This window comes from Pseudomonas sp. SCB32 (assembly GCF_009189165.1).
GTDB lineage: Bacteria > Pseudomonadota > Gammaproteobacteria > Pseudomonadales > Pseudomonadaceae > Pseudomonas.
The window spans coordinates 6,153,528-6,177,926 of record NZ_CP045118.1 but is presented as its reverse complement, the minus strand read 5'-3'; the positions used below and the strand labels follow the sequence as shown (position 1 = coordinate 6,177,926).

Annotated in this window: 23 protein-coding genes; 12 read left to right on the top strand and 11 right to left on the bottom strand. The window is 64.9% G+C overall.

The features are described 5' to 3' along the window. Nucleotides 1-34: 34 nt before the first annotated feature. Complete coding sequence (locus GA645_RS28145) at nt 35-1,882, top strand: nitric oxide reductase activation protein NorD (RefSeq protein ID WP_152227624.1); 1,848 nt, start codon at nt 35-37, stop codon at nt 1,880-1,882. Nucleotides 1,883-1,991: 109 nt separating this feature from the next. Here the strand turns inward: GA645_RS28145 and GA645_RS28140 are convergent, their stop codons facing one another. The 6 genes from GA645_RS28140 to nirK all read right to left on the bottom strand — a co-directional run bounded on the left by GA645_RS28140 (nt 1,992) and on the right by nirK (nt 6,441). Continuing rightward, nucleotides 1,992-2,174 (bottom strand): protein DnrP, encoded by a 183-nt coding sequence (locus tag GA645_RS28140; protein WP_152227622.1) that lies wholly within the window; start codon nt 2,172-2,174, stop codon nt 1,992-1,994. A 3-nt stretch (nt 2,175-2,177) separates the two neighbouring features. Next, entirely contained in the window at nt 2,178-2,861 is a 684-nt protein-coding gene (locus GA645_RS28135) for a Crp/Fnr family transcriptional regulator (protein ID WP_152227620.1), read from the bottom strand. A 110-nt stretch (nt 2,862-2,971) separates the two neighbouring features. After that, nucleotides 2,972-3,643, bottom strand: coding sequence for an iron-sulfur cluster repair protein YtfE (gene ytfE, locus GA645_RS28130; protein WP_152227618.1), 672 nt, complete (start codon nt 3,641-3,643; stop codon nt 2,972-2,974). A gap of 95 nt (nt 3,644-3,738) precedes the next feature. Further along, the gene (locus GA645_RS28125; protein ID WP_152227616.1) at nt 3,739-4,467 is read right to left on the bottom strand and encodes a Crp/Fnr family transcriptional regulator; all 729 of its coding nucleotides are present in this window, start codon (nt 4,465-4,467) and stop codon (nt 3,739-3,741) included. Nucleotides 4,468-4,532: 65 nt separating this feature from the next. Further along, nucleotides 4,533-5,354: an SUMF1/EgtB/PvdO family nonheme iron enzyme gene (locus GA645_RS28120; RefSeq protein ID WP_152227614.1), complete on the bottom strand. Its 822-nt coding sequence runs from the start codon at nt 5,352-5,354 to the stop codon at nt 4,533-4,535. Nucleotides 5,355-5,418: 64 nt separating this feature from the next. Next, nucleotides 5,419-6,441: a copper-containing nitrite reductase gene (gene nirK / locus GA645_RS28115; protein ID WP_256676219.1), complete on the bottom strand. Its 1,023-nt coding sequence runs from the start codon at nt 6,439-6,441 to the stop codon at nt 5,419-5,421. A 377-nt stretch (nt 6,442-6,818) separates the two neighbouring features. Here nirK and GA645_RS28110 point away from each other — a divergent pair, with 377 nt between their 5' ends. Together GA645_RS28110 and GA645_RS28105 are read left to right on the top strand one after the other, a co-directional pair. Then, nucleotides 6,819-9,002: an outer membrane assembly lipoprotein YfiO gene (locus GA645_RS28110; protein ID WP_152227600.1), complete on the top strand. Its 2,184-nt coding sequence runs from the start codon at nt 6,819-6,821 to the stop codon at nt 9,000-9,002. Between the two features lie 4 nt (nt 9,003-9,006). Then, nucleotides 9,007-9,720, top strand: a complete 714-nt coding sequence (locus tag GA645_RS28105) for a DUF3142 domain-containing protein (protein ID WP_152227598.1) — start codon at nt 9,007-9,009, stop codon at nt 9,718-9,720. 154 nt (nt 9,721-9,874) lie between these two features. On the opposite strand, the gene yegQ is transcribed toward GA645_RS28105, so the two are convergent. Together yegQ and zwf are read right to left on the bottom strand one after the other, a co-directional pair. After that, nucleotides 9,875-11,278 carry a tRNA 5-hydroxyuridine modification protein YegQ gene (gene yegQ, locus GA645_RS28100; protein ID WP_152227596.1) on the bottom strand — a complete coding sequence of 468 codons (1,404 nt, stop codon included), beginning with the start codon at nt 11,276-11,278 and terminating at the stop codon, nt 9,875-9,877. A 209-nt stretch (nt 11,279-11,487) separates the two neighbouring features. Then, nucleotides 11,488-12,963, bottom strand: a complete 1,476-nt coding sequence (gene zwf / locus GA645_RS28095; RefSeq protein WP_152227594.1) for a glucose-6-phosphate dehydrogenase — start codon at nt 12,961-12,963, stop codon at nt 11,488-11,490. Nucleotides 12,964-13,053: 90 nt separating this feature from the next. Between zwf and hexR the strand changes: the two genes are divergently transcribed. After that, nucleotides 13,054-13,938, top strand: coding sequence for a transcriptional regulator HexR (hexR, locus tag GA645_RS28090; protein ID WP_152227592.1), 885 nt, complete (start codon nt 13,054-13,056; stop codon nt 13,936-13,938). Between the two features lie 212 nt (nt 13,939-14,150). Continuing rightward, complete coding sequence (locus tag GA645_RS28085; RefSeq protein WP_152227590.1) at nt 14,151-14,366, top strand: PA3496 family putative envelope integrity protein; 216 nt, start codon at nt 14,151-14,153, stop codon at nt 14,364-14,366. Here the strand turns inward: GA645_RS28085 and GA645_RS28080 are convergent. Further along, complete coding sequence (locus tag GA645_RS28080; RefSeq protein ID WP_152228364.1) at nt 14,320-15,255, bottom strand: LysR family transcriptional regulator; 936 nt, start codon at nt 15,253-15,255, stop codon at nt 14,320-14,322. The genes GA645_RS28085 and GA645_RS28080 overlap by 47 nt on opposite strands. A gap of 228 nt (nt 15,256-15,483) precedes the next feature. On the opposite strand from GA645_RS28080, the gene GA645_RS28075 reads away from it, so the two are divergent. From GA645_RS28075 to GA645_RS28065, 3 genes are all read left to right on the top strand, one after another. Continuing rightward, a complete protein-coding gene (locus tag GA645_RS28075; RefSeq protein ID WP_152227588.1) occupies nt 15,484-16,899 on the top strand; it encodes an acetyl-CoA carboxylase biotin carboxylase subunit in 1,416 nt (471 codons plus the stop codon). A 10-nt stretch (nt 16,900-16,909) separates the two neighbouring features. Next, nucleotides 16,910-18,718 (top strand): sodium-extruding oxaloacetate decarboxylase subunit alpha, encoded by a 1,809-nt coding sequence (oadA, locus tag GA645_RS28070; RefSeq protein WP_152227586.1) that lies wholly within the window; start codon nt 16,910-16,912, stop codon nt 18,716-18,718. A gap of 161 nt (nt 18,719-18,879) precedes the next feature. Then, on the top strand, nt 18,880-19,506 hold the full coding sequence (locus GA645_RS28065) for a c-type cytochrome (RefSeq protein ID WP_256676038.1): 627 nt from the start codon (nt 18,880-18,882) through the stop codon (nt 19,504-19,506). Between the two features lie 45 nt (nt 19,507-19,551). Here the strand turns inward: GA645_RS28065 and GA645_RS28060 are convergent, their stop codons facing one another. After that, nucleotides 19,552-19,815: a hypothetical protein gene (locus GA645_RS28060; protein WP_152227584.1), complete on the bottom strand. Its 264-nt coding sequence runs from the start codon at nt 19,813-19,815 to the stop codon at nt 19,552-19,554. Nucleotides 19,816-20,046: 231 nt separating this feature from the next. On the opposite strand from GA645_RS28060, the gene GA645_RS28055 reads away from it, so the two are divergent. Further along, nucleotides 20,047-20,388, top strand: coding sequence for a zinc ribbon domain-containing protein YjdM (locus GA645_RS28055; RefSeq protein WP_152227582.1), 342 nt, complete (start codon nt 20,047-20,049; stop codon nt 20,386-20,388). 305 nt (nt 20,389-20,693) lie between these two features. Here the strand turns inward: GA645_RS28055 and GA645_RS28050 are convergent, their stop codons facing one another. Continuing rightward, nucleotides 20,694-21,608: a hypothetical protein gene (locus GA645_RS28050; RefSeq protein ID WP_152227580.1), complete on the bottom strand. Its 915-nt coding sequence runs from the start codon at nt 21,606-21,608 to the stop codon at nt 20,694-20,696. 199 nt (nt 21,609-21,807) lie between these two features. On the opposite strand from GA645_RS28050, the gene GA645_RS28045 reads away from it, so the two are divergent. The 3 genes from GA645_RS28045 (at nt 21,808) to GA645_RS28035 (ending at nt 24,319) form a co-directional block, all read left to right on the top strand. After that, nucleotides 21,808-22,131: a hypothetical protein gene (locus GA645_RS28045; RefSeq protein WP_152227579.1), complete on the top strand. Its 324-nt coding sequence runs from the start codon at nt 21,808-21,810 to the stop codon at nt 22,129-22,131. A gap of 95 nt (nt 22,132-22,226) precedes the next feature. Next, nucleotides 22,227-23,195, top strand: coding sequence for a DUF932 domain-containing protein (locus GA645_RS28040; RefSeq protein WP_152227578.1), 969 nt, complete (start codon nt 22,227-22,229; stop codon nt 23,193-23,195). 116 nt (nt 23,196-23,311) lie between these two features. Then, nucleotides 23,312-24,319, top strand: coding sequence for a YqaJ viral recombinase family protein (locus tag GA645_RS28035; RefSeq protein ID WP_152227576.1), 1,008 nt, complete (start codon nt 23,312-23,314; stop codon nt 24,317-24,319). The last annotated feature ends 80 nt before the right edge of the window (nt 24,320-24,399 follow it).

The following is a 24,399-nucleotide window of genomic DNA, read 5'->3' as shown; positions in this document are numbered from 1 at the left end:
GCGGCGGGCCCTTTTTCGTTCTGCTGGGGGCGCCATGACCATCCACCTCGAAATCGAAGAAGGCTTCGGCCGCGTCTGGCACCGCTTCATCACGCGCCACGCCAGCCCGGAGTTCGAAGAGGCGGCGGTGACCCTGGACGACATGCGCCGCAGTCTGCTGCTGCTGTTCCGCGGCACCGGTGGTGAGGCTGGCGTCGGCGTGGAAGCCGCCAGCGCTCGTGAACTGCTGGTGCGCCGCAGTCTGCTGCAACAGGTGGCCGGTACCTGCCAGCAATTGCCGGTGGCCTGGTTCGACGCCGATTCCCTGCGCCTGCCTGCGCAGCTGGCGGTGTACCCCGACGCCGAACTGAACCGCGAACTCTACCGCTGGCTGGCGCTGCTCGCCGCCCACAGCCAGCCGATGCGCCACTGGGCACGCGACAACCAGGCCTGGACCGGCGCCGTGCTCGAGCGCTACCCGCTGCTGCGTCCGCGTTACCGTCGGCTGGTGGACGCGCTGCTGAGCCTGCGCCCTGATCCCAGCGGCCTGCCAACTGCCGAGGCCGAACTGGAGCGGGCGCTGCAACAGGCGCTGCGCGATCCGGGCAGCGTTGAGCGCCTGCCGCGCAGCGAGAAGGCGCCCTGGCCAGTGCCGTTGTGGCTCTATCCACCGCAACGGTTAGCTGCACCACAGCACACCGACCTGATCGACGGCGACGAGCAAGGCCGCTCCGCCCACAGTGAAGCCAAGGGACTGGCGCGCAAGCGTGCCGAGCGGGTCGAGCAGGACCCCGGCCGGGGTGGTCTGCTGCTGTTCCGCCTGGAAAACCTGTTCAGCTGGTCCGAGCACATCGAACTGGACCGCGCCGGCGACGACAGCGAGGACCTGGATGCGGCCAGGGTCGCCGACGACCTCGATCACCTGAGCCTGTCGCGGCAACGGCAGAAGAAGGGCGGCGGGCTGAAGCTCGACCTCGACCTGCCGGCCGCCGACTTCGACGACGTGCCGCTGGGCGAGGGCATTCGCTTGCCGGAATGGGATTACCGCCGCCAGCAACTGATCGACGACCACGTCTGCCTGCAGCCGATGCTGCCCCGCGATGCCGTGCCGGCGCCGCTGCCTGATGCCCTGGCGCCCATTGCGCGGCGCCTGCGTCGGCAGTTCGAGAGCCTGCGCCAGCAGCCGCAATGGCTGCGCCGACAACCCCAGGGCGCAGAGCTGGACCTCGAAGCCTGGCTGGATTTCAGCGTCGAACGGCGCCTGGGCGCGTGCAGCGAGTCGGGGCTTTTCCTCGAGCGCCGGCAGACCCGCCGCGATCTCGCCTGCCTGCTACTGGCGGACCTGTCGATGTCCACAGACGCGCACATCGACAACGACCACCGGGTGATCGACCTGATCAGCGACAGCCTGCTGCTGTTCGGCGAGGCGCTGCAGGCGGTGGGCGATCGTTTCGCGCTGTACGGGTTCTCTTCGCTGCGTCGCCAGCAGGTGCGCCTGACCCAGCTGAAGACCTTTGATGAGCGCTACAACGATGTCGTGCGCGGGCGCATCCGTGCGCTGCGTCCCGGCTACTACACGCGCATGGGCGCGGCGATCCGCCGGGCCACGCAGCTGCTGCTGGAGCGCAAGGAGCGCCAGCGCGTGCTGCTGATCCTCACCGACGGCAAGCCCAATGACCTGGATGTGTATGAGGGGCGCTATGGCGTCGAGGACACCCGCCAGGCGGTGCTGGAAGCCCGTCGTGCGGGACTTGTGCCGTTCTGCATCACCATTGATCGCGAGGCGGCGGACTACCTGCCGCACCTGTTCGGCAGCCAGGGCTACCTGCTGATCAACGATCCGGCACAGCTGCCGGTGCAGTTGCCGCAGCTCTACCGGCAGCTCACCCGCCGGCAGGGATAACCCATTGTAGGAGCGGGCCATGCGCGCGATCGCGGGCATGGCCCGCTCCTACAGGGTGAGTCCATGGCGCCAGATTGGGGGAGTTCGCGGTAACGGCGGAAAGCGGAAATCAGCGCGGCAACCAGAACATCATGACCAGGCAGAACACCGCGAGAAACGCGCAATACCAGGCGAAGCGCCGCAGCCGGCGCTGCTTCGCCAGTGCCTGGTCCACCGGCAGGGGCATCCCGCACTGCGGGCAATCCGCAGCGACCTCGGGGGCCTCAAACTGGCAGTACAGGCACTGGCGCATGGCTTACTCGAACTGTTCCAGTCGCGCCACGTCGAGCACCTGCACGGTGCGGCCGTTCAGGTCGATGATGTCCTCGTCGATCAGCCGCCGTAGCACGCGGGAGAAGGTTTCCGGCTGGATCGACAGGTGTCCGGCCACCAATTGCTTGGCCATCGGCAGGTCGAAGCGGTTGTCTTCGCCGCCCTGGCGGTTCAACTGGGTGATCAGGTAGCGCACCACGCGGTGGGTGGAGTTCTTCAGCGACAGCGTCTCGATCTCGTTGATCCGCCGGTGCAGGCGCACGCAGAGGGTGGCGAGCAGGGAGAAGGGCAACTGCGGGTTGCTGTGCAGCAGTTCCATGTAGGTGCGGTTGGCGAAGCGGTAGACCTGGGTGGGCTCCAGCGCCTGGGCCGAGGCCACGTAGTTGGAGGTGTCCATCAGCATCATGGCTTCGGCAAAGGTCTGCCGGCTGCCGACGACTTCCAGCACCTTCTCCTGCCCCTCGGGAGTCAGGCGGAATATCTTCACCGCGCCGGAAATCACGAAATAGAAGGCATGGGCCGGCTCACCCTGGAGGAACAGCTTGTCGCCCTTCTCCAGGTTGAGCAGCGTGCTGGTGGCGAGCAGCTGCTCCAGCTGTTCTTCGTTGAGCACGTTGAACAGGTGGTGGCCGCACAGAATCTGGTGGTGGACGCGATGCGCGAGCATGGCGGAGCGCTCCTGGGCGGGGACAATCCGCCCAGTATGCGCGTCGCTGCCCGGCAGCGTGATGAGACAAGCTGTCACTGGTCTTACTCCCGGCAGCCCGAGGCCGCTCCTCAGGCCGGGTGGTTGGCGCCGAGGAACAGCAGGTTGTTCTCAAGGTGGATGTGCTGCATCAGGTCGCGGCGCAGCTCTTCCAGCCCGGCGTAGAGCCGGCGCCAGCTGTTGCAGCCGTCGGCGGGGACGGTGAGATCGCCGGTCAGGTCGGCCAGTACGGCCAGCGACTGCGAATGCTCGTCGTGCTCATGACGCATCACGCCGATCGGTCCCTGCACGTGGGTCAGCGGAATCCCCTGGCGCAGCCAGGGGAACAGCACGCTTTCCTCCTTGCACATGTGCCACTCCAGTTCTTCCAGCATCTTCTTCAGGTGCGCGGTCAGCCCGGTCGGGCATTGCGGATGCGCGGCATGGGTGTTCTCGACGCGTTCGGCCAGCGGGATCAGGGCCGGCAACTGCTCGCGGTGGACCCTGTGGTAGCGCTCCAGGATGTGGTCGATCAGCTGGTCGTTGCTGCTGTGCCGCCAGTCGACTTGATCGTCTGCCGGCGGCATCGCCTGCAGTGCTTCGGCGATGCGCCGGGCGTCGAGGCCCAACTCGCTGGCCGCCTCGCCCAGGCTGCGCTGGCCGGCGCAGCAGAAATCCAGCTTGTAGTCGTGGAACAGCGCGGTGCTGCCGGGCAGGCTGAAAGCCAGGTCGCTCAAAGTGCGTTCGGTAAGCTTGTCGGTCATGGCGGGCCTCGGGTGGAGTGGGCACGGCGGTTGCCATCATCGTGGCGGTTGCGGCCAGTCTAGGGACGCAGGGGCTCAAGGCTCCTTGATTGCAGTCAAGCACCCTCGTGGGCGATTTCCCGCTCGTCGCCGCCGGCAATCTGCATCAGCCGCTGTGGATTGCGTACCAGCAGCTTCTGCCGTCCGCCGCGAACCAGGCCGCGGTCCTCCCAGGCACTCAGGATGCGCGAGACGGTGTGCAGGGTGGTCCCGGTCATCTCGGCGATGTCCTGGCGGGTGACCGGGAAGTCGATGCGGATGCCGTCCGCCTCGGGAAAACCGGTGTGCTGGATCAGGCGCAGCACGGTGTGGGCGACGCGCCGCTCGACCTCCTCGGTGGCCAGCTCGCAGAAGCGCACATGGGCCTCCTGCAGGCGCTCGCCGATGGCTTGCACGGTGTTCAGGGCGAAGCCGGGGTGGCGCGCCAGCAGGGGCTCCCACTGGCGGGTCGGCCAGGCCAGCGCCAGGCTGTCCAGGGTGACGCTGGCGGTGGCCGGGTAGTCCCGCCGGCCCAGGGCGCGGACGAAGCCGAACAGATCCCCCGGATTGACCACCCGCACCAGTACGCGCTGGCCGTCGCCGGTGAGCTGGGTCGCCTTCAGCCGGCCGTGGACCAGCAGGTAGAAGGCGTCTGCCGGGGTGCCCTGCTCGAATACCGTGGCGCCGCCGTGCAGGCGCAGCACGCTGGCTTCGCGCAGGATATCGTCCTGTTCCTCGCGGCTGGTGTTGGCGAACGGCGGCAGGTTGGCCAGCCAGGCGCGATTGAGGGGGAGATTGGCGGTCACGGCAATGATTCCCTTCGGTTCGCCGCAGCATACCGTTCAATCGCAGCGGCGAAACTTGAGGGGAATCAAGGGATGCCCCGGACCAGACGGAAACCCAGGTTGTCCGGTGGCTGTCCCGCGCTGCAGCCGCCACCACGGGCATCGCGGACGAAATCGTTGATGGCGGCGCGGTGGCGGCCTTCGGCGATGCGGATCGAGCAGTACTCCGCGCGGTCGGTCAGGGCGCCCTGGGCGTCGAGATTGACCCGCTGGTGACAGCTTTGCGTCCATTCCCAGACGTTGCCGCCCAGGTCCGCCACGCCGAACTCGTTCAGGCCGTGGCTGCCGCGCGCCTGTGGCACTGCCGAGGCGCTGGTGCGGCTTTCGGCTTCGAGGCGGTAACGGGCCAGCCAGCGCCTGGCCGGGTTGCTGCCGTCATCATCCTCGATGCGCAGGGCATCATCGGCCCAGCGCGCGCCGGCGAAGAAAGCCCATTCGCGGTCGGTGGGCAGGCGCCAGTCCTGGCCGGTGCGCTTCGACAGCCAGTCGGCATACAGCTGTGCATCCAGCAGGCTGGCGCCGGTTTGCGGGAGGTCCGCGTTCGCCGCGTTGCCACTGTTGCTGTCCAGCGTCAGGCAATCGCCGTCGGCCACGCAGCGGGCGTACTCGGCCTGGCTGACCTGGTACTTCATGACTTCGAAGCGAGGGGCCAGGTGCTCACGCTGTGACGGGGCGTCGACCGCGCGCTTTTCCAGCCAGTAGTCGCCGGCCGGGCGGAAGTCGAAGGCGCGCGGCACCAGCTTCACGGTTTCCGGCGCCAGCTCTGCGTCGTACTGCGGCCGTAGCAGCAGGGTGGTGGCGGCGATCAGCAATGCGATGGGGACGCCGATCAGGGTTGTCTTGCGCATGGCGGTGAGGTCCGGCGAAGCGCTGTCCGGGAAATGACCGGCCCCTGCGGGCCGGCCGTGGGCCTTACTTGATCGCCGTGGGCGGCTCGATCTGGCTCATCAGGTCGGCGTTCCACTTGCCTTCGACCTGGATGTGGGCGGCGGCGCCCAGCAGGACCGCCTCGATCAGGTTGTGGTTGAGGTAGGTGTACAGGCCCGGCTGCAGGAAGGTGTAAAGCGATGCGCCGGCCGCACCGCCGGGGATCAGCCAGGTTTCCAGGTCCTGCTCCGGGGGGTTGTTGAACTTGCCGGTGGCCCAGACGTGGTCGCCGTGGCCGCCGATCAGGTGCGGGCGGGTATCGCGGTTGGCCTGGGAGTGGACCAGCAGCAGGGTCTCGCCGACGTTGGCGGTGAGCGCGTTCTTGCCGGTGAGGGCGCCGACCTTGCCGTTGAACACGATATGGCTGGGGACCAGCCCCTTCATGACTTCCTGCATGTCGTTGTAGCCGTCCATCGGCTTGGCGTAACGCTTGAAGTTGCCGTCCTTGTCGCGCGGGACGTAGAAGTCCTGTTCGCCGATGTAGAACACCTTGTCGTACTTCAACGGCTTGCCGTTACGGTCCCTCAGGCCGTCGCGCGGCAGCACCATGATGGCGCCGTTCATGCCCGAGACCACGTGCCAGGGGATCATCGCCCCGCCCGGTGCGCAGTGGTAGACGAATACGCCGGGGCGGGTGGCCTTGAAGCGCAGCTTGACCTCCTCGCCGGGCTGGATGATGGTCAGCGCCCCGCCGCCCAGGGCGCCGGTGGAGGCGTGGAAGTCGATGTTGTGGGTCAGGGTGTTGCTGGCCGGGTTGACCAGGGTGAGTTCGAGGTAGTCGTCCTGGTGCACCACCATCAGCGGTCCCGGTACCGAGCCGTTGAAAGTCATGGCGTGGATCTCGGTGCCGTCGTCGTCGATGACCAGCTTCTTCTCCTCGATCACCATGCGGAACTGGACCACGCGCGGCTTGCCCGTGGCGCGTTGCTCGTGCGCGTGGACGAAGGGTGGGGCGACCAGCTCGATCTGGACGTGCTCCAGCGTCGACAGGTCAGCCGCCGGCCCCATGTTCTTCGGTGCGGGCTCGCCCTTGGCGAAGGCCCGGGTGCTGCCGAGCATCGAGCCGGTGACACCGAGGACCACCGCGCCGGCCAGCAGGGTGCGCCGGGAAAGGGACATCTCTTCCTGATCATGCATGGGTACTTCTCCGTAATGGACGATGCGTCGTTGAGCACAGAGATACCCTCTGGGGCGGAATCTTCTTTGCGCCGGAGCAAACAAGTCCTCAGTTGGACAACGTGTCGCAGGCTCTGGCGTGCGCTCGCTGGCGTTTACCGTCCTGCGACGATAGAAGCGCGCAAGTGCAAGGGCGGCGAGGTAAGATTCTTCCCACTGAACCAACCCCCCGCGCCCGACGTGCGGGCCCCAACGGACAAGGACCCTCCATGCGTCTGCACGGACTCACCCTTCTGGCCCTGACGATTGGCTGCCTCGGCGTGCAGGAAGCGCGCGCGAGCAGCGACGATTCCTGTTACCCGAGCTGGAACCTCAAGCGCGACACGCTGGACGTGTGCAACAGCCTGCCGTTCCTGAGCCCCGGCAATGACAGCCGGATCAACCTGCAGCTGCTGCTGGCCGATTCTGGCCAGGCGAATATCCCGGACCGGCCGCTCTCCGATGACGAGCAGCAGCTGGGTTACGGCAAGGTGCCGTTCCCCATGGCGAGGTGGCTCGAGGATGGATCGTCCACCGATGGCGAGGGTCCGGCGAACGCTACCCGGGCGTCCGCGCCGCTGGCCGACCTGGTGGCGCGCATCGGCTTGCCGGCGGACAGCCTGGCGCAGTCCGCCGACAGCTTCGCCAGCGGCGAAGGCAGCCGCTGCCGCAGCAACAACGCCAGCACAGCCCAGGACTTCCTGAGCCAGCTGCTGCTCGTCGAAGGACTGTCCGCCGAGGAGCGGCAGAGCCTGGCGCGCGGCCGCCTGACCCTGCTCGGGGCCTGCCAGTGGGACGACACGCGGCTCACCGTCATCCTGCCCGGCGACCTGAAATCCGCGCCGGGCAAGGCGTTCGCCACTTACCTCAAAGGTGCGGCGGAGTTCTACAGCGGCCGCTTCGGCGAGGCGCTCAAGGCCTTTCGCGCCCTGCAGGACAGCGACCTGTCCTGGGTACAGGAAACCGCGCGCTACATGGTCGCCCGCAGCCAGCTCAACGAGGCCCAGCAGAACGCCTTCGACGACATGGGCTACCCCGATCTGCGCAAGGTCGACAAGAACGTCCTGAAGAGTGCCGAGGCGAGCCTGGGCGACTACCTCGAGCGTTATCCACAGGGCCAGTACAGCGCCTCGGCCAAGGGCCTGCTGCGCCGCATCTATTGGCTGATGAGCGATGAGGGCCGGCTGGCCGGTGAGTACGCCGAGCTGTTCGCCCGTCGCGACGCCGAGGGCGACCTGGGCCCGCTGATCCAGGAAGTCGACAACAAGCTGCTGGTGACTGCTCATCCGGCCGATGTCAGCGATCCACGCCTGCTGGCCGTGCTCGACCTGATGCAGATGCGCCATCACGAGCCGAACGAGTCCCGCGCGCTGGACAGCGCCGCCCTCGCAGGGCAAAAGGAGCTGTTCGCCAAGCAACCTGGGCTGCACGACTACCTGACCGCGGCTTACCAGCTGTACGTCGAGGAAAAGCCGGCCGAGGCGCTGAAGAATCTGCCCGAGGACATCCCCGAGAAGCTCGACTACCTCGCTTTCAGCCAGCAGACCCTGCGTGGCTTTGCCCTGGAGGCCGGCAATGACTGGCTGGGCGCCGAGAAGCTCTGGCTGCGCCTGCTGCCCCTGGCCCGTCAGCCGCTGCAGCACGACCAGATCGAACTGGCCCTGGCCTTCAACTATGAGCGCAGCGACCGCCTGGTGAAGGTCTTCGCCGAGGGTTCGCCGGTACAGACGCCGATCATCCGCGAGATTCTCCTGCGCCACGTCGCCAGCCCCGAGCTGCTGCGCCAGCAGGCGCGCTCCACTTCGGCATCGATCGAGGAGCGCGACACCGCGCTGTTCGCCCTGCTCTACAAGGACCTGCTGCACGGCCAGTACCCGGCCTTCATCAACGACCTCGCGCTGCTGCCCGCCGAGCCGACCAGCAAGCCGCTGGGCGCCAGCATCGGCTACCTCTACGGCAGCATGCCGCTGACGCTGTTCCAGTGGCCGGGCGGCAAGAACGACACCGGCTACGAATGCCCGGCGATCGCCGACGTGGCTCGCGACCTGCAACAGAGCCCGCAGCCACCGAAGGCGCTGAACTGCCTGGGCGAGTTCATCCTGCGCAACAACCTGGACAGCTTCCCGCTGGACAACCCGCCGAGCGAGCGCGAGCTGGGCGGCAGCGAGTCGTTGTTCGCCGGCACCGCGTATTCGCGCATGGATGGCTACCTCAAGGTCATCGCCGACAAGCAGGCACCGGAAGACGACCGCGCCTATGCGCTGTTCCGCGCGATCAACTGCTTCGCGCCCAGCGGCTTCAACGGCTGCGGCAGCCAGGACATCGCCCCGTCGCAGCGCAAGCAGTGGTTCCGTGCGCTCAAGAGCCAGCACGCCGCCACGCCCTGGGCGAAGGCGCTGAAGTACTACTGGTAAGCCGATGCTGCGCACCGTTGCGGTCGCCCTGGCGCTGCTGCTGGGCAGCGCCGGGGCCGTCGCCGGCGAGGTGGATGCCGCCGACCACGATGCCTTCTGGCTGTGGAGCGGCGTCGCCGCGCAACCGGTGCTGGCCCAGGCGCGCACCCTCTACGTGCTGCAGGGCCAGGTCAGCGCGCCGCGCTACAAGAACGGCAACGCCCGGCTGATCGCCCAGGGCATCGCCATTCCGCGCCTGTCGCAGGGCGAAGTCTGGGTGGTCTACCGCGCCCATACCCTGCGCTGGCACGAGGACATCTACCGCACCCTGCTGGCCCAGCTGCGCCGCTGGCGCGCCGCCGGCAATCCGGTGGTGGGTGTGCAGATCGACTTCGATGCGCGCACGCGCTACCTGGGTGAGTACGTCGACTTCCTCCAGGACCTGCGCAAGCGCCTGCCGGCGGATTGCCGGCTGAGCATCACCGGCCTGATGGACTGGGGCAGCAACGGTGCGCCTGAAACCATCAACCGACTGGCCGGCGTCGTAGATGAAGTGGTGGTGCAGACCTACCAGGGCCGGCACACCATTCCCAACTACCAGGCCTATCTGCCGCGCGTGGCCCGATTGCAGCTGCCGTTCCGCATCGGGCTGGCGCAGTACGGGGAGTGGCAGGCGCCGGACTATCTGGCGCGGAGTCCGTGGTTCAGGGGGTATGTGGTGTTTCTGCAGAATCCGTGAGGCCGGTGGGTTCGGGCTGGCATTGTTTGCGTAGGATGGGTGGAGCGCAGCGATACCCATGCTGCCGGTGCACGGGATTGATGGGTATCGCTGCGCTCCACGCCATCCTGCGGGCGTTTCGACGGTTGTTCCGGTAGCAGGGGCGGCCGACCGGTCAGCTCCCGCCACACCCGCACTTGCCGCAATCGTTCCCGCAGCCTTCTGCCGCAGCCGGCTCCCGCGCATCCCGCGTGTTCCCGCCGTTGAGGTTGCGCATCAGCAGCGCGTATTGCAGGTCCAGCCCCTCGGGCACCGGCAGATAGACCACATGCCCATCCCCCGGCGCGACGCTGATGGACTCGCCCCGATTGTTCTCCAACGCCTGCAGGCGGAAGGTACGGTTGCCGGCCGGGGTCATCAGCTCGACGCTGTCGCCCACCTCGAAGCGATTCTTCACCCGCACCTCGGCCAGGCCGTGGCGGCGCTCCCCGGTGAACTCGCCGACGAACTGCTGGCGCTCGGAAAGGGAGTGGCCGTACTGGTAGTTCTGGTACTCGTCATGCACATGGCGGCGCAGGAAGCCCTCGGTATAACCGCGGTGGGCGAGGGACTCCAGGGTGTCCATCAGGCCGAGGTCGAAGGCGCGTCCGGCGACGGCGTCATCAATGGCCTTGCGGTAGGCCTGGGCGGTGCGGGCGACGTAGTAGTGGGACTTGGTCCGACCCTCGATCTTCAGCGAATGCACGCCCATCTGCGTCAAACGCTGCACATGCTGGATGGCGCGCAGGTCCTTGGAATTCATGATGTAGGTGCCGTGCTCGTCCTCGAAGGCCTCCATCAGCTCGCCAGGGCGATTGCCTTCCTCCAGCAGGACGATTTCCCGGCTCGGAGCGCCGATGCCCAGGGTCGGCTCGACGTTGCGCACCGCATGGCCCAGCTCGTCCTCGTGGGCGGCGTGGGTCTTGTACTCCCAGCGGCAGGCATTGGTGCAGGTGCCCTGGTTGGGGTCGCGGCGGTTGATGTAGCCCGACAGCAGGCAGCGGCCGGAATAGGCCATGCACAGCGCGCCGTGGACGAAGACTTCCAGCTCCATGCTGGGCACACGCTCGCGGATCTCGCCGATTTCCTCCAGCGACAGCTCGCGGGACAGGATCACCCGCTTCAGGCCCTGCTGGCGCCAGAACTCCACGCTGGCCCAGTTCACCGCATTGGCCTGCACCGAGAGATGGATATCAACCTCGGGAAAATTCTGGCGAACCAGCATGATCAGGCCGGGATCTGACATGATCAGCGCATCCGGCCCGAGAGTGATCACCGACTCCACGTCCTGCAGGAAGGTTTTCAGCTTGGCGTTGTGCGGGGCGATGTTCACCACTACGTACAGGCGCTTGCCCAGGGCGTGGGCTTCATTGATGCCGGTGGCGAGGTTGGCGTGGTCGAATTCGTTGTTGCGCACCCGCAGGCTGTAGCGCGGCTGGCCGGCGTAGACGGCGTCGGCGCCATAGGCGAAGGCGTGGCGCAGGTTTTTCAGCGAGCCGGCGGGGCAGAGCAGTTCGGGGGAAAACGGAGTGTGGGACATGGCGGCGGAGCGGGTTGTGGGAAAAAGGCCGCCACTCTAGGAAATCCGCGGGTTGTGCGTGCTGAGCGAGGTCAACGGATCATGTGAACGCTCTGGCGACGATGTGCCTGGCGAACTCCTCGTAGGATGGTGTGGAGCGAAGCGATACCCATCAATCCCGCGCACCGACAGCATGGGTTTCGCTGCGCTCTACCTATCCTACGGGAGCCTCACTCCAGCCATTTGCGCCCCTGCAGCTCCAGCAGCGTCTGCGCCTGCTCCGGCCCATTGCTGCCAGCGGGGTAGGGGCGCGGGCTCTGGTAGTGCTCGTGCCAGCCGGCAAGGATCGGGTCGACCCAGCTCCAGGCCGCTTCCACCTCGTCGCGGCGCATGAACAGGGTCGAGTCGCCCTCGATCACGTCCAGCAGCAGGCGCTCGTAGGCGTCCCAGCGGCGCTTGTTGCGGCTGAAGGCCTCGGCGAGGTTGAGGTCCAGTTCCACCGGCTCCAGCTGCATGCCCTTGCCCGGTGCCTTGGCCATCAGCTGCACGCTGATGCGCTCTTCGGGCTGCAACCTTATCCACAGGCGGTTGGCCGTGCTGGCGGTACTGCCGATCAGGCCGTTGGGTGCCGGCTTGAACTGGATGACGATCTCCGAGCACTTCTTCGCCATGCGCTTGCCGGTGCGCAGGTAGAAAGGCACGCCGGACCAGCGCCAGTTATCGATCTCGGCCTGTACGGCGACGAAGGTCTCCGTATCGCTGTCGTTGTCGATATTTTTCTCGAACCAGTAGGCCGGTACCTCCTGCCCGCCGATGTACCCGGCGGTGTACTGGCCGCGCACCGTCTTGTCCTGCACGTCCTGTCCGGAAATCGGCCTGAGAGCCTGGAGAATCTTCACCTTCTCGTTGCGCACCGCCTCGGCGTCGAAGCGTACCGGCGCTTCCATGGTCACCAGGCAGAGCAGCTGCAGCAGGTGGTTCTGCACCATGTCGCGCATGGCCCCGGCGTGGTCGTAGTAGCCGCCACGGTTCTCCACGCCCAGGGTCTCGTTGACGGTGATCTGCACGTGGTCGATGTGCCCGTTGCGCCACACCGGCTCGAACAGGGTGTTGGCGAAGCGCAGGGCCATCAGGTTCTGCACGGTTTCCTTGCCCAGGTAGTGGTCGATGCGAAATACCCGCGATTCGTCGAACACCTCGCCGATGGCCTGGTTGATCGCCAGCGCCGAGTCCAGCGAATGGCCCAGCGGCTTCTCCAGCACGATGCGCGCCAGAGGTCCGGCCAGCCCGGCGACCTTCAGGTTCTGTGCGATCGGCGCGAACAGGCTCGGTGCGGTGGCCAGGTAATGCACCAGCACGCGGCCTTCGCTGCGCTTGAGCGCCTTGGCCAGCCGGCCGAAGTCGGCGCTCTGCGAGGCGTCCATCGCCAGGTATTCCAGGCGCTGGGCAAAACTGCGCCAGGCCTCGGCGGAAAAGTCGTTGCGCGCCACCTGGGCGCGGCAGTTGCGCTCGGCCAGGGCGAGGTAGGAGGCGGTGTCGCGATTGCTGCGGGCGAGGGCGAAAATACGCGTGTCGGCCGGCAGGCGGTTTTCCCGGTGCAGGTGGTAGAGCGCCGGCAGCAGCTTGTGCAGGGCCAGGTCGCCGCTACCGCCGAACACCAGGATGTCGCAGGAGCTGGGGAGACTAAGGCTGGCGGGCGTATTCAAGACTTATTCCCTGGGCTTGGCGAGTCGATTTGTAGTATAACTACAACAAGACTACAGAATTCTCAGACAATCATCACCGAGCCTACCCCTGTGAACCTTTTGCAGCACATTGCCCAGTCGCGTCATCTGCTCCGCAAGTCGGAGCTCAAGGTTGCCGATCACGTGATGCAGGACCCTGCATCGGTCATGCACAGCTCCATGGCGGACCTCGCCCATGGCGTTGGCGTCAGCGAGCCGACCATCGTGCGCTTCTGCCGCGCCATCGGCTGCAGCGGTTTCCAGGACCTCAAGCTCAAGCTGGCGCAGAGCCTGGCCGCCGGCGCCAGCTTCGGCCAGTTCTCGATCAACGAGACCGACTCGGTGGCGGACTTCAGCCTGAAGATCTTCGACACCACCCTGCACTCGCTGATGGAGGTCCGTGAGCACCTCGACACCCACGCCCTGGAGCGCGCCATCGCGGCCATCGCCCATGCCCAGCGCGTGGAGTTCTACGGCTTCGGCGCCTCCGGCGCGGTGGCGGCGGATGCCCAGCACAAGTTCTTCCGCCTGCTGCTCTCGGCGGCGGCTTACTCCGACCCGCACATGCAGGCCATGTCGGCGGTGACCCTGAAGCCTTCGGACGTGGCCATCTGCATCTCCCAGTCCGGCCGTTCCAAGGACCTGCTGGTGACCGCCAACCTGGTGCGCGAGGCCGGCGCCACGCTGATCACCCTGTGCCCGAGCCAGACCCCGCTGGCGGACCTGGCCACGGTGAACCTGGCCGTGGATGTACACGAAGACACCGACATCTACACGCCGCTGACCTCGCGTATCGCCCACCTGGTGGTGATCGACGTGCTGGCGATGGGCGTGGCCATGGCTCGCGGCCCGGACCTGGTCAATCACCTCAAGAGCGTGAAGCGCAGCCTGCGTAGCCTGCGTCTGTCGCCGAAAGTGGTGAAGAGCCACGAGGAGCGCCCGGAAGAGGCGTCCTGAGCGCTTTTCGTTTTTCGTAGGAGCGAGCTTGCTCGCGAACAGGGCTAACTGCGAGGCCTGGAGCTGAGCGGTTCGCGAGCAAGCTAGCTCCTACAAAGTTCATCCCGCCGACCACTCGTCGGCGTCACCGGCGCTTCACCGCCACGTCGTCAAACGGTCATCCGTCGTCAGCATGCTGGCGTCTCCAGCCCTTCGGCCTTGGGAGATGCGAGATGCCCCGCCATATCGACGACACCCAGCTCCAACTGGACGCCAAGACCCGCCGCAAGATTGAAGACCAGCGGCGCATGCAGTTCCGTCGCGCCATCGAAGACCGCATGGAGGCGCAACGCCTCGCCGTGGAAACCTCCGATTACCCCGATCTGATCGCCGCCGCCTACCTCACTTCTGCGCGGGCGGGCCGGCGAAGCGTTCGGCCAGCTGGCTGATCAGCGCCCGCTCTTCACGGATGAAGGTGACGAACGCCTGGGCCACTGGGCTCAGGCGCTTGCCGCGGGCATGCACCAGACACCAGCTGCGGTAGAGCGGCAACTCTTCCACCGGTAGCTCGCGCAGCAGGCCCGAGTGCAGCTCGCGGCTCACCGCATGGCGCGGCAGCAGCGCCAGGCCAAGGCCGGCCAATACCCCTTCCCGTGAACCCTCCAGCGAGGCGAATTCCAGCGTCTGCGGGAAGTGCGCGCGCTTCTGCTGGAAGTGTTCCTCGCAGGCCTTGCGCGTGCCCGAGCCGGGTTCGCGGACCAGCAGCGGATAGGGCTCCAGGTCCTTCAGGGAGAGCTTGGCGGCGTTGCACAGTGGGTGATCCGGCGGTGCCACCGCGATGATCGGGTTGTTCAGGAAGGGCAGGAACTCCAGGGCCATGTCCTGGGGCACCAGGGACATGATCACCAGGTCGTCGCGGTTGTCCGAGAGGCGCTTGATCGCCTGGGCGCGGTTGACCACCGTGAGGTTCAGGCTGACGTCCGGGTGCTGTGCGTGGAAGGCGGCGAACAGGTGCGGGGTGATGTACTTGGCGCTGGACTCCACCGCCAGGCGCAGCTGGCCCTGCAGCGAGCCCTTGAGGTCGGAGAGGTTCATGTCCAGCACTTCCAGGCGCTGGAAGATGTCGGTGGTGGCGCGCAGCAGGGCGTCGGCGGCATCGGTCTGGTAGAGCTTCTTGCCGATGTACTCGAACAGCGGCTGGCCGACCAGTTCTTCCAGCTGGCGAATCTGCAGGCTGACCGCCGGCTGGGTGAGCGCCATTTCCTCCGCCGCCCGGCTGTAGGAACGGCTTTCGCACACCGCGCGAAAAACCTGCAGCTGACGAAGGGTCATACGCATCAATGACTTACGCATAGAAGCCTGTCTTTTGGCGGTATTTTTCAGCGACTATAAAGCATTCTTTATGGCTACCCCAATAATTATTGATTTTGGTTAATCCTCCTTCCCGCGATAGGGTAAATCCCACGCCGGAACCCGCTCCGGTCCACACGTCCAGCTGCCGCTGCCGGAGCTGCCGATTGGTTTTTACGCCGGGGTCCACAAGGCCCGGGCCGAGGGAAAGCCGCAGTGATCAAGAAAATCCTGATCGCCAACCGTGGGGAGATCGCTGTCCGGATCGTGCGCGCCTGCGCCGAGATGGGCATCCGTTCGGTGGCTGTCTATGCCGACGCCGACCGCCACGCCCTGCACGTCAAGCGTGCCGACGAAGCGCACAGCATCGGCACCGATCCGCTCGCCGGTTACCTCAACCCGCGCGCCCTGGTGAACCTGGCGGTGGAAACCGGTTGCGACGCACTGCACCCGGGCTACGGTTTCCTCTCCGAGAACGCCGAGCTGGCGGACATCTGCGCCGAGCGCGGCATCAAGTTCATCGGCCCGTCGGCGGAAGTGATCCGCCGCATGGGCGACAAGACCGAAGCGCGCCGCAGCATGATCGCCGCCGGCGTGCCCTGCACCCCCGGCACCGAAGGCAACGTCGCCGACCTCGCCGAAGCCATCTCCGAAGCCGAACGCATCGGCTACCCGGTGATGCTCAAGGCCACCTCCGGCGGTGGCGGCCGCGGCATCCGCCGCTGCAACAGCCGTGAAGAGCTGGAGCAGAATTTCCCCCGCGTGATCTCCGAGGCCACCAAGGCGTTCGGCAGCGCGGAAGTCTTCCTCGAGAAGTGCATCGTCAACCCGAAGCACATCGAAGCCCAGGTGCTGGCCGACTCCTTCGGCAACACCGTGCACCTGTTCGAGCGTGACTGCTCGATCCAGCGCCGCAACCAGAAGCTCGTCGAGATCGCCCCCAGCCCGCAGCTCACCCCCGAGCAGCGCGCCTACATCGGTGACCTCTCGGTGCGCGCGGCCAAGGCCGTGGGCTACGAGAACGCCGGCACCGTGGAGTTCCTGCTCGCCGATGGCGAGGTGTACTTCATGGAGATGAACACCCGCGTGCAGGTGGAACACACCATCACCGAGGAAATCACCGGCATCGACATCGTCCGCGAGCAGATCCGCATCGCCTCGGGCCTGCCGCTCTCGGTGAAGCAGGAAGACATCATCCACCGCGGCTTCGCGCTGCAGTTCCGGATCAACGCGGAAGACCCGAAGAACAACTTCCTGCCGTCCTTCGGCAAGATCACCCGCTACTACGCGCCCGGCGGCCCCGGCGTGCGCACCGATACGGCGATCTACACCGGCTACACCATCCCGCCGTACTACGACTCGATGTGCCTGAAGCTGGTGGTCTGGGCGCTGACCTGGGAAGAGGCGCTGGACCGTGGCCTGCGTGCGCTGGACGACATGCGCGTGCAAGGCGTGAAGACCACTGCCGCCTACTACCAGGAAATCCTCAAGAACCCGGAATTCCGTAGCGCGCAGTTCAACACCAGCTTCGTCGAGAGCCACCCGGAACTGACCGAGTACTCCATCAAGCGCACCCCGTCGCACCTGGCCATCGCCATCGCCACCGCCATTGCCGCCCACGCTGGCCTGTGAGGATCATCGAATGAGCAAGAAAGTCACCATCACCGATACCATCCTGCGCGACGCCCACCAGTCGCTGCTGGCGACCCGGATGCGTACCGAAGACATGCTGCCGATCTGCGACAAGCTCGACCAGGTCGGCTACTGGTCGCTGGAAGTCTGGGGCGGCGCCACCTTCGATGCCTGCGTGCGCTTCCTCAAGGAAGACCCGTGGGAGCGCCTGCGCAAGCTCAAGGCCGCGCTGCCCAACACCCGCCTGCAGATGCTCCTGCGTGGGCAGAACCTGCTGGGCTACCGCCACTACAGCGATGACGTGGTCCGCGCCTTCGTCGCCAAGGCCGCGGTCAACGGCATCGACGTGTTCCGCATCTTCGACGCGATGAACGACGTACGTAACCTGCGCACCTCCATCGAGGCCGTGAAGGCCGCCGGCAAGCATGCCCAGGGCACCATCGCCTACACCACCAGCCCGGTGCACACCATCGACGCGTTCGTCGCCCAGGGCAAGGCCATGGCCGACATGGGCGTGGACTCCATCGCCATCAAGGACATGGCCGGCCTGCTGACCCCCTACGCCACCGGCGAACTGGTCAAGGCGCTGAAAGATGCGTTGCCGCTGGACGTGGTTGTGCACTCCCACGACACTGCCGGCGTGGCCAGCATGTGCCAGCTCAAAGCTGTCGAGAATGGCGCCGACCGCATCGACACCGCCATCTCCAGCATGGCCTGGGGCACCAGCCACCCGGGTACCGAATCCATGGTTGCCGCCCTGCGCGACACCCCGTTCGACACCGGCCTGGACCTGGAACTGATCCAGGAAATCGGCATGTACTTCCACGCCGTGCGCAAGAAGTACCACCAGTTCGAGAGCGAGTTCACCGGCGTGGATACCCGCGTGCAGGTCAACCAGGTTCCGGGCGGGATGATTTCCAACCTGGCCAACCAGCTCAAGGAACAGGGTGCGCTGAACCGCATGCCGGAAGTGCTGGCTGAAATCCCGCGCGTTCGCGAAGACCTGGGCTTCCCGCCCCTGGTCACCCCGACCTCGCAGATCGTCGGCACCCAGGCGTTCTTCAACGTACTGGCCGGCGAGCGCTACAAGACCATCACCAACGAGGTGAAGCTCTACCTGCAGGGCCGCTACGGCAAGGCGCCGGGCAAGATCGACGAGACGCTGCGCCGCCAGGCCATCGGCAACGAAGAAGTGATCGACGTGCGTCCGGCCGACCTGCTCAAGCCGGAACTGAACAAGCTGCGCGAGGAAATCGGCAGCCTGGCAAAGTCCGAAGAGGACGTGCTGACCTACGCGATGTTCCCGGACATCGGCCGCAAGTTCCTCGAAGAGCGCGCCGCCGGCACCCTGAAGCCGGAAGAGCTGCTGCCGATCCCCAACGGCAAGGGCGTTGCCCCGGCCGGTGGCGAAGGCGTGCCGACCGAGTTCGTGGTCGACGTACACGGCGAGAGCTACCGCGTGGACATCACCGGTGTCGGCGTGAAGACCGACGGCAAGCGCCACTTCTACCTCTCGGTGGACGGCATGCCGGAAGAAGTGGTGTTCGAGCCGCTCAACGAGTTCATCGGTGGTGGCGGCAACAAGCGCAAGCAGGCCAGTGAGCCGGGTCATGTCACCACCACCATGCCGGGCAACATCGTCGACGTGCTGGTCAAGGAAGGCGACAGCGTCAAGGCTGGCCAGGCCGTGCTGATCACCGAAGCGATGAAGATGGAAACCGAGGTGCAGGCGGGCATCGCCGGCACCGTGAAGGCCATTCATGTGGCCAAGGGCGACCGGGTCAACCCCGGTGAGATCCTGGTAGAAATTGAAGGCTGACCAAGGACAGACGGGTCTTTAAGGTTCAGTCCACGGGGGAGCACGATGCTCCCTCTTTTTTTGTCCGCACGATTTGCCGGTTTGCTTGATCTGCGTCGGAAACTTCCTTCAGAAACCCCTTAGGTTCCACGCTGGGAAAACTGACTGACCAGGGTGCGGCGATGGGGAGAGTCGTTCTGTTGTGGGTGCTGCTGTGCGCGAGCGCGCAGGCATCGGAGATGATGGATCGGCTCAACGCCCTGGAGAAGGACCCCGCCGCGCGGGATCGGTCTTATGCCGCGGCTCAGGAGCGCATCCTGTTGTGCAGCAAGTGCCATGGCGAGGACGGCAACAGCAAGCGCGACTACATCCCCAACCTCGCCGGGCAGAACCCGCAGTACCTGTTCGACGCCTTCGAGAAATACGTCACCCGCCAGCGCACCGACTTCGTGATGAACCAGGCCGCGAAGCTGCTGACGATCGATGACCGGGTCAACATTGCCTTCTACTTCAGCCAGCAGAAGGTCCATCCCAGGCCCGCCACCGAGCCAGTGGACATGGTGCTGGTGGAGCAGGGCGCGCAGCGCTTCGGCACTGTCTGTGCCGCCTGCCACGGTGCTGCTGCCCAGGGCCACGACGGTATTCCGCGCATCGCCGGCCAGCCTCGGCCCTACCTGAGCCACGCCTTGCAGCGCTACCGCGACAAGGACCCCAGCCGGGCGGACTCGCCCATGCTTGGCATCGCGGCGTCGCTCAGCGACGCGGACATTGCCGCGTTGACCGCCTACCTCAGTCAGCTGCGGCCCTGAGGTGGAGCCGGCGGCGCCGGGAAAGGCGCACGCCGGTGTGGGGCTTTACTGCTGCTGTTGCTGCTCGGCCGGCTGCTCAGCGGCGGACTGCTCAGCGGACTGCGGCGCTTGGTCCGGGGTGGCTTGTGCTTCCGGAGCCGGTGCGGCTGGCTGGGCTTCCGGGGCGGCAGGCGGCTTAGCCGGAGCCGGAGCCGGAGCTGCGGCAGCCGGCTGGGCGGCGGGTGCGCTGGCCTTCGGGACCGGTTCGGGTTTCTTGTCACAGGCGGCGAGAACGGCGCAGGCGGCGAGGAGGATGCAGAGACGTTTCATGGAGTGCTCACTCTTGAACAGTTGGCGGAAAATCGGCCGAATGACCGAGGCCCGCAAGCTTTGCCGCGCGTTGCGGAAGAGGGAATGCCGATATTTCCGGGCGCCGTCAGGAGTTTTCCGAAACTGCCCTGTGGATGTAGGAAAACAGCCGTCCGATTCCGGAGGCCGACAGGAAGTGCTTAAACCTTATATACTCTGCGGTCTTTCAACCGTTCCAATGTGAGAATCGCCGTGAGCACCTTGCCTGCCTGCCCGAAATGCAACTCCGAATACACCTATGAAGACGGCGGCCTGCTGATCTGCCCGGAGTGCGCCCACGAGTGGTCCGCCAGTGGCGCGGCCGAGGCCGATGGTGATGCGCGCGTGATCAAGGATTCCGTTGGCAACCTGCTGCAGGATGGCGATACCGTCACCGTGATCAAGGACCTGAAGGTCAAGGGCTCGTCCCTGGTGGTGAAGGTCGGCACCAAGGTGAAGAACATTCGCCTGGTGGACGGTGACCACGATATCGACTGCAAGATCGACGGCATCGGCGCGATGAAGCTGAAGTCGGAGTTCGTGAAGAAGGTCTGAGCCTTCTCGCTGCCAACAAAAAGCCCGGCCATGTGTCGGGCCTTTCTTTTCGTAAGGCCATGATTTTTAAAGGTTATCTATTCTGTTGATTTTCATATCCCCCAAAAAATCCCCCACTTCGTTTCTTTGTGCATTTTTTGAACAGTGGTAGTGGGAGTGAGAGCGGTCGCATAGCGGGTGATGCGACCATACGTCTTTCAGCTTCCATTCTGCTAGACGCAGGCAGGTATCCACCATTGATGTCTTATTGCCATTGTTTCGGTGGGTGACACTCGCTCCGACTGCAATGCGCGAACTGCTCTATGTCACTGCTGCTTCGGAAAGACCAAGTGGTCATGGACCGTACAGATCAGCCGCTGATCACTCACCACAAACTGCGATAGGTCCTCGGGATTCTGCGCACCGATGACGAACAAGTAGGTTCGCTCATCTGCATCCGCCTGCTTGGCTTCCCGGTTCTCTTTGCGTGCCAGCTCCAACTCATTCTTTAATCGCGTCTTGGCAGTCTGTGTCCACGCCGCCCATTGCACCAGAACACAGTATGGCCGCACCAGTTGCTTGTCCTTCCACTCTCCTGCACTGAGCTGGATGAGCAGGCCGTCGTTGGACTCCTGAGGGGGCTTCCAGGACAACTCTGCGTAGAAGATTCTCTGCTGGGGAAAGGCCTCAATGCCTTCGGAGCGCAGCTTCTTGAATACCGTTTGGTAGGTGGTCGTCTGGATGCCGTCGATCTGCAGTGGCAGATGCCGGTCGTAAGGAAACTCCAGGAAGGCTCGGCAAATGGGGCGAATACTGTTCGCAGCACGGCGTCCTGTTGGTTTCTGCAGTGCTTCTCCCGTTGTGGCTGAGCGGCTGCCGCCCTGCGCGTGAGCTCCGGCGGGAGTAGCGATGGGGTCGGTGATCACTCGCGTCTCGATCAGGCGCAGGCTGGCCGGCGAAAGCCCTGGGCTCGTTTCCAACTCCTTGGCGATGCTGCCTTTCTTGCCACGTGCTCGAAGATCGTCCTCGCCCTTTACATCGCAATCTGGCGCATGAGCTTGTCCTTTGGGGAGCGAGAAGTGCGGTCTCTGCAAATTTTCAGGGCGGTACGAGCGTGGAAATACTCGAACACCGCACGCATGCCCATGGCAGACATAGCCGTAGGTATCTACGTGCTCCAGTAGCTTGAGGTCATCGGCCTCGACAATTTTCTGGGTGACACGATCAAGGGCATTTTCCATCAACGACAGCTTCCTTTTGCGCCTGAGAAGCGACTGAAAGTACGCGAAGAAGACGATTTTTTCGATGATCTGGGCTTTCGCTTGAGCGCAGCGCTGTCTGATTAGATTGAAAGAAATTTCAGACCTATATCACCCACTTGAAGGCGTGCCCGTATGCCTTCGTAGACCCTATTTGGCGTGATATTGGGAGAGTTTCACGATGATCTGTCCATCTTGCGGCTCCAGCCGCGTAGTGAAGCGCGATTTCGGTAAAAAAGCCGGCGGTCTGATCGGCTCTGTCGGTGGGGCCGCCAGCGGTATCTCCGGTGCAATGGCCGGCGGAGAGACGGGGGCGGCCCTAGGCGCAGTGGGTGGTCCCGTCGGTATTGCGCTTGGTGGCTTTGCTGGCGCGATCCTTGGTGGCTTGGTAGGTGCCGCCACCGGGGGGATCGCTGGTGCAGCTCTGGGCAGCCAGGTCGATGAGCAATTGCTGAATAACTGCCACTGCCAGCACTGCGACTACTGCTTCAGCCTCACCGACTAAACACTCTCTTTTTCCATCACTCAATCGATTCCCTCTGGCCAGTGCTGCGCTGTGCGCAGCGCTTTATGCCGGCTATTACCTCAAGGAAAATTCTCATGGCGCATCTTGTCGAACACATGGCTTACGTTGGCGATACCCCCTGGCATGGTCTGGGCAATCATCTGCCGCGCAAACAGCCCATCGAAATCTGGCAGCGTGAAGCCGGCATGGACTGGCAGATCCAGGAAAGCCCGGTGCATTTCAAGGCCGATGCAGTCGGGCACCTGGGCAGCATCCATTCCTTCCCCGAACAGAAGGTCCTCTACCGCTCGGACACCAAGGCACCGCTCTCGGTGGTCTCCCAACGCTACCAGGTCGTCCAGCCCAAGGAGGTCCTGGAGTTCTACCGCGACCTCACCGAGGTTTCGGGCTACGAGTTGGAAACTGCAGGCGTGCTCAAGGGCGGTCGTAAATTCTGGGCGCTGGCGCGTACCGGGCAAAACACTGCGCTCAAAGGCAACGACCAAGTGAATGGCTACCTGCTGCTGGCCACCTCTTGCGACGGCACCCTGGCCACCACCGCCACCCCCACCACCATCCGGGTCGTCTGCAACAACACGCTGACCATTGCCGTCGATGGCGCGACGCGGGCCATCCGGGTGCCGCACAACACCCGCTTCGATCCCAAGGTGGTGAAGAAGCAGTTGGGCATTGCCGTGTCGCAATGGGATGACTTCATGTACCGCATGCGCGCCCTGGCCGAGCGCAAGGTGCAGTGGCACGAAGCGATGGGCTTCTTCATGAACGTGATGTGCGATACGCCGATCAATGGCGCGCTGCCGGAGAAGCTCGCCAACGAACGCGCCATGCGCAAGGTGCAAAGCCTGTACGAAGGTCGCGGACGGGGTGCGCAACTGGCGTCGGCCCAAGGCACGGCATGGGGCCTGCTCAATGCGGTCACCGAGTACGTGGACCACGAGCGCCGGGCACGCAGCAACGAGTACCGCCTGGACTCGGCCTGGTTCGGTCAGGGTGCCGTGCTGAAACAAAAAGCCCTGGACGCCGCCTTGGCGCTGGCCGCCTAGAATCGGGCGGATGGCTTTTCGTATTGCGTATCAAGCGTTCTACCCTCTACCTCGTTGTTCCATTGCTCCCTCGCCCGAACGGCCTCGCCGCTCGGGCTTTTTTATGCCCGCAGGAAATGACCATGACCTCACTGAAAGCCTCATCCCAACCCGGTAGCCGTCCTGCCCTGCGCCTGGTCAGCACCAAAAACCTGCCTCGCGAGGATTGGTTGCTGGTGCGCCAGCAGGGCATCGGCAGCTCCGATGCGGGCGCTGCCGTTGGCCTTAACCCCTACAAATCGCAACTGGAGCTGTGGCTGGAGAAAACCGGCCGTGATGCCTTGTTGCCCAAGATCGATCCCACCGACGAGGAGAGCCCCACCTACTGGGGCAACATCCTCGAACCCATCGTGGCTACCCACTACACGCAACGTACCGGCAACCGGGTACGACGCATCAACGCCGTGCTCCAGCACCCCGATCCCAAGTTGGACTGGATGCTGGCCAACATTGATCGCGAGGTAATCGGCGCCAGCGATGTACAGATACTCGAATGCAAGACTGCCGGTATCAATGGCGCTCTGCTGTGGCGTGACGGTGTGCCGGTGTACGTGCAACTGCAGGTCATGCATCAGTTGGCGGTCACCGGCAAGCAAGCGGCGGATGTGGCTGTACTGCTCGGTGGCCAGCACCTGGAGATTCACCGTATCGAGCGTGACGATGAGCTGATCGCTCGGCTGATCGAGCTGGAGCGGGACTTCTGGAGTTACGTGCAGCGCGATACCCCGCCACCCGCAGACGGTTCTGAATCAGCGGACCAGGCACTGCGCTGTCTGTATCCGGAGGATCACGGTCACACCCTGGACTTCACCGAGGATACGGTGCTGTCCGCCGTATTCGATGAGTTGCAATCGGTACGTGCCAACCTGGACCTGCAGAGTAAGCGCGAAGCCGAACTCAAGCAGCAGCTGCAGCAGGCCATGGGCGATGCCAGTCGTGCAGAGTTTGCCAATGGCGCGGTGTCCTGGCGCAAGGCCAAGGACAGTGTGGTGCTCGATGTCCCGCTGCTACTCAAGGAAAAGCCCTACCTGCTGGCGCGCTACCCCACCACCAAGACCGGCAGCCGTCGTTTCCTGATTTTCTGATTCCGTTTCCTCATTTCCCCCATTGGCCATCCCCGCGCGCACCTGCGTCGGGATGGCCTTTTTTATTCCGTCACTGGAGG

Coding starts and splice junctions, on each gene's coding strand:
- GA645_RS28145 (WP_152227624.1), top strand. CDS start 35: ATGACCATCCACCTCGAAATCGAAGAAGGCTTCGGCCGCGTCTGGCAC.
- GA645_RS28140 (WP_152227622.1), bottom strand. CDS start 2,174: ATGCGCCAGTGCCTGTACTGCCAGTTTGAGGCCCCCGAGGTCGCTGCG.
- GA645_RS28135 (WP_152227620.1), bottom strand. CDS start 2,861: ATGCTCGCGCATCGCGTCCACCACCAGATTCTGTGCGGCCACCACCTG.
- ytfE (WP_152227618.1), bottom strand. CDS start 3,643: ATGACCGACAAGCTTACCGAACGCACTTTGAGCGACCTGGCTTTCAGC.
- GA645_RS28120 (WP_152227614.1), bottom strand. CDS start 5,354: ATGCGCAAGACAACCCTGATCGGCGTCCCCATCGCATTGCTGATCGCC.
- nirK (WP_256676219.1), bottom strand. CDS start 6,441: ATGGGGCCGGCGGCTGACCTGTCGACGCTGGAGCACGTCCAGATCGAG.
- GA645_RS28110 (WP_152227600.1), top strand. CDS start 6,819: ATGCGTCTGCACGGACTCACCCTTCTGGCCCTGACGATTGGCTGCCTC.
- GA645_RS28105 (WP_152227598.1), top strand. CDS start 9,007: ATGCTGCGCACCGTTGCGGTCGCCCTGGCGCTGCTGCTGGGCAGCGCC.
- yegQ (WP_152227596.1), bottom strand. CDS start 11,278: ATGTCCCACACTCCGTTTTCCCCCGAACTGCTCTGCCCCGCCGGCTCG.
- GA645_RS28085 (WP_152227590.1), top strand. CDS start 14,151: ATGCCCCGCCATATCGACGACACCCAGCTCCAACTGGACGCCAAGACC.
- GA645_RS28080 (WP_152228364.1), bottom strand. CDS start 15,255: ATGCGTATGACCCTTCGTCAGCTGCAGGTTTTTCGCGCGGTGTGCGAA.
- oadA (WP_152227586.1), top strand. CDS start 16,910: ATGAGCAAGAAAGTCACCATCACCGATACCATCCTGCGCGACGCCCAC.
- GA645_RS28065 (WP_256676038.1), top strand. CDS start 18,880: ATGGGGAGAGTCGTTCTGTTGTGGGTGCTGCTGTGCGCGAGCGCGCAG.
- GA645_RS28060 (WP_152227584.1), bottom strand. CDS start 19,815: ATGAAACGTCTCTGCATCCTCCTCGCCGCCTGCGCCGTTCTCGCCGCC.
- GA645_RS28050 (WP_152227580.1), bottom strand. CDS start 21,608: ATGGAAAATGCCCTTGATCGTGTCACCCAGAAAATTGTCGAGGCCGAT.
- GA645_RS28045 (WP_152227579.1), top strand. CDS start 21,808: ATGATCTGTCCATCTTGCGGCTCCAGCCGCGTAGTGAAGCGCGATTTC.
- GA645_RS28040 (WP_152227578.1), top strand. CDS start 22,227: ATGGCGCATCTTGTCGAACACATGGCTTACGTTGGCGATACCCCCTGG.
- GA645_RS28035 (WP_152227576.1), top strand. CDS start 23,312: ATGACCATGACCTCACTGAAAGCCTCATCCCAACCCGGTAGCCGTCCT.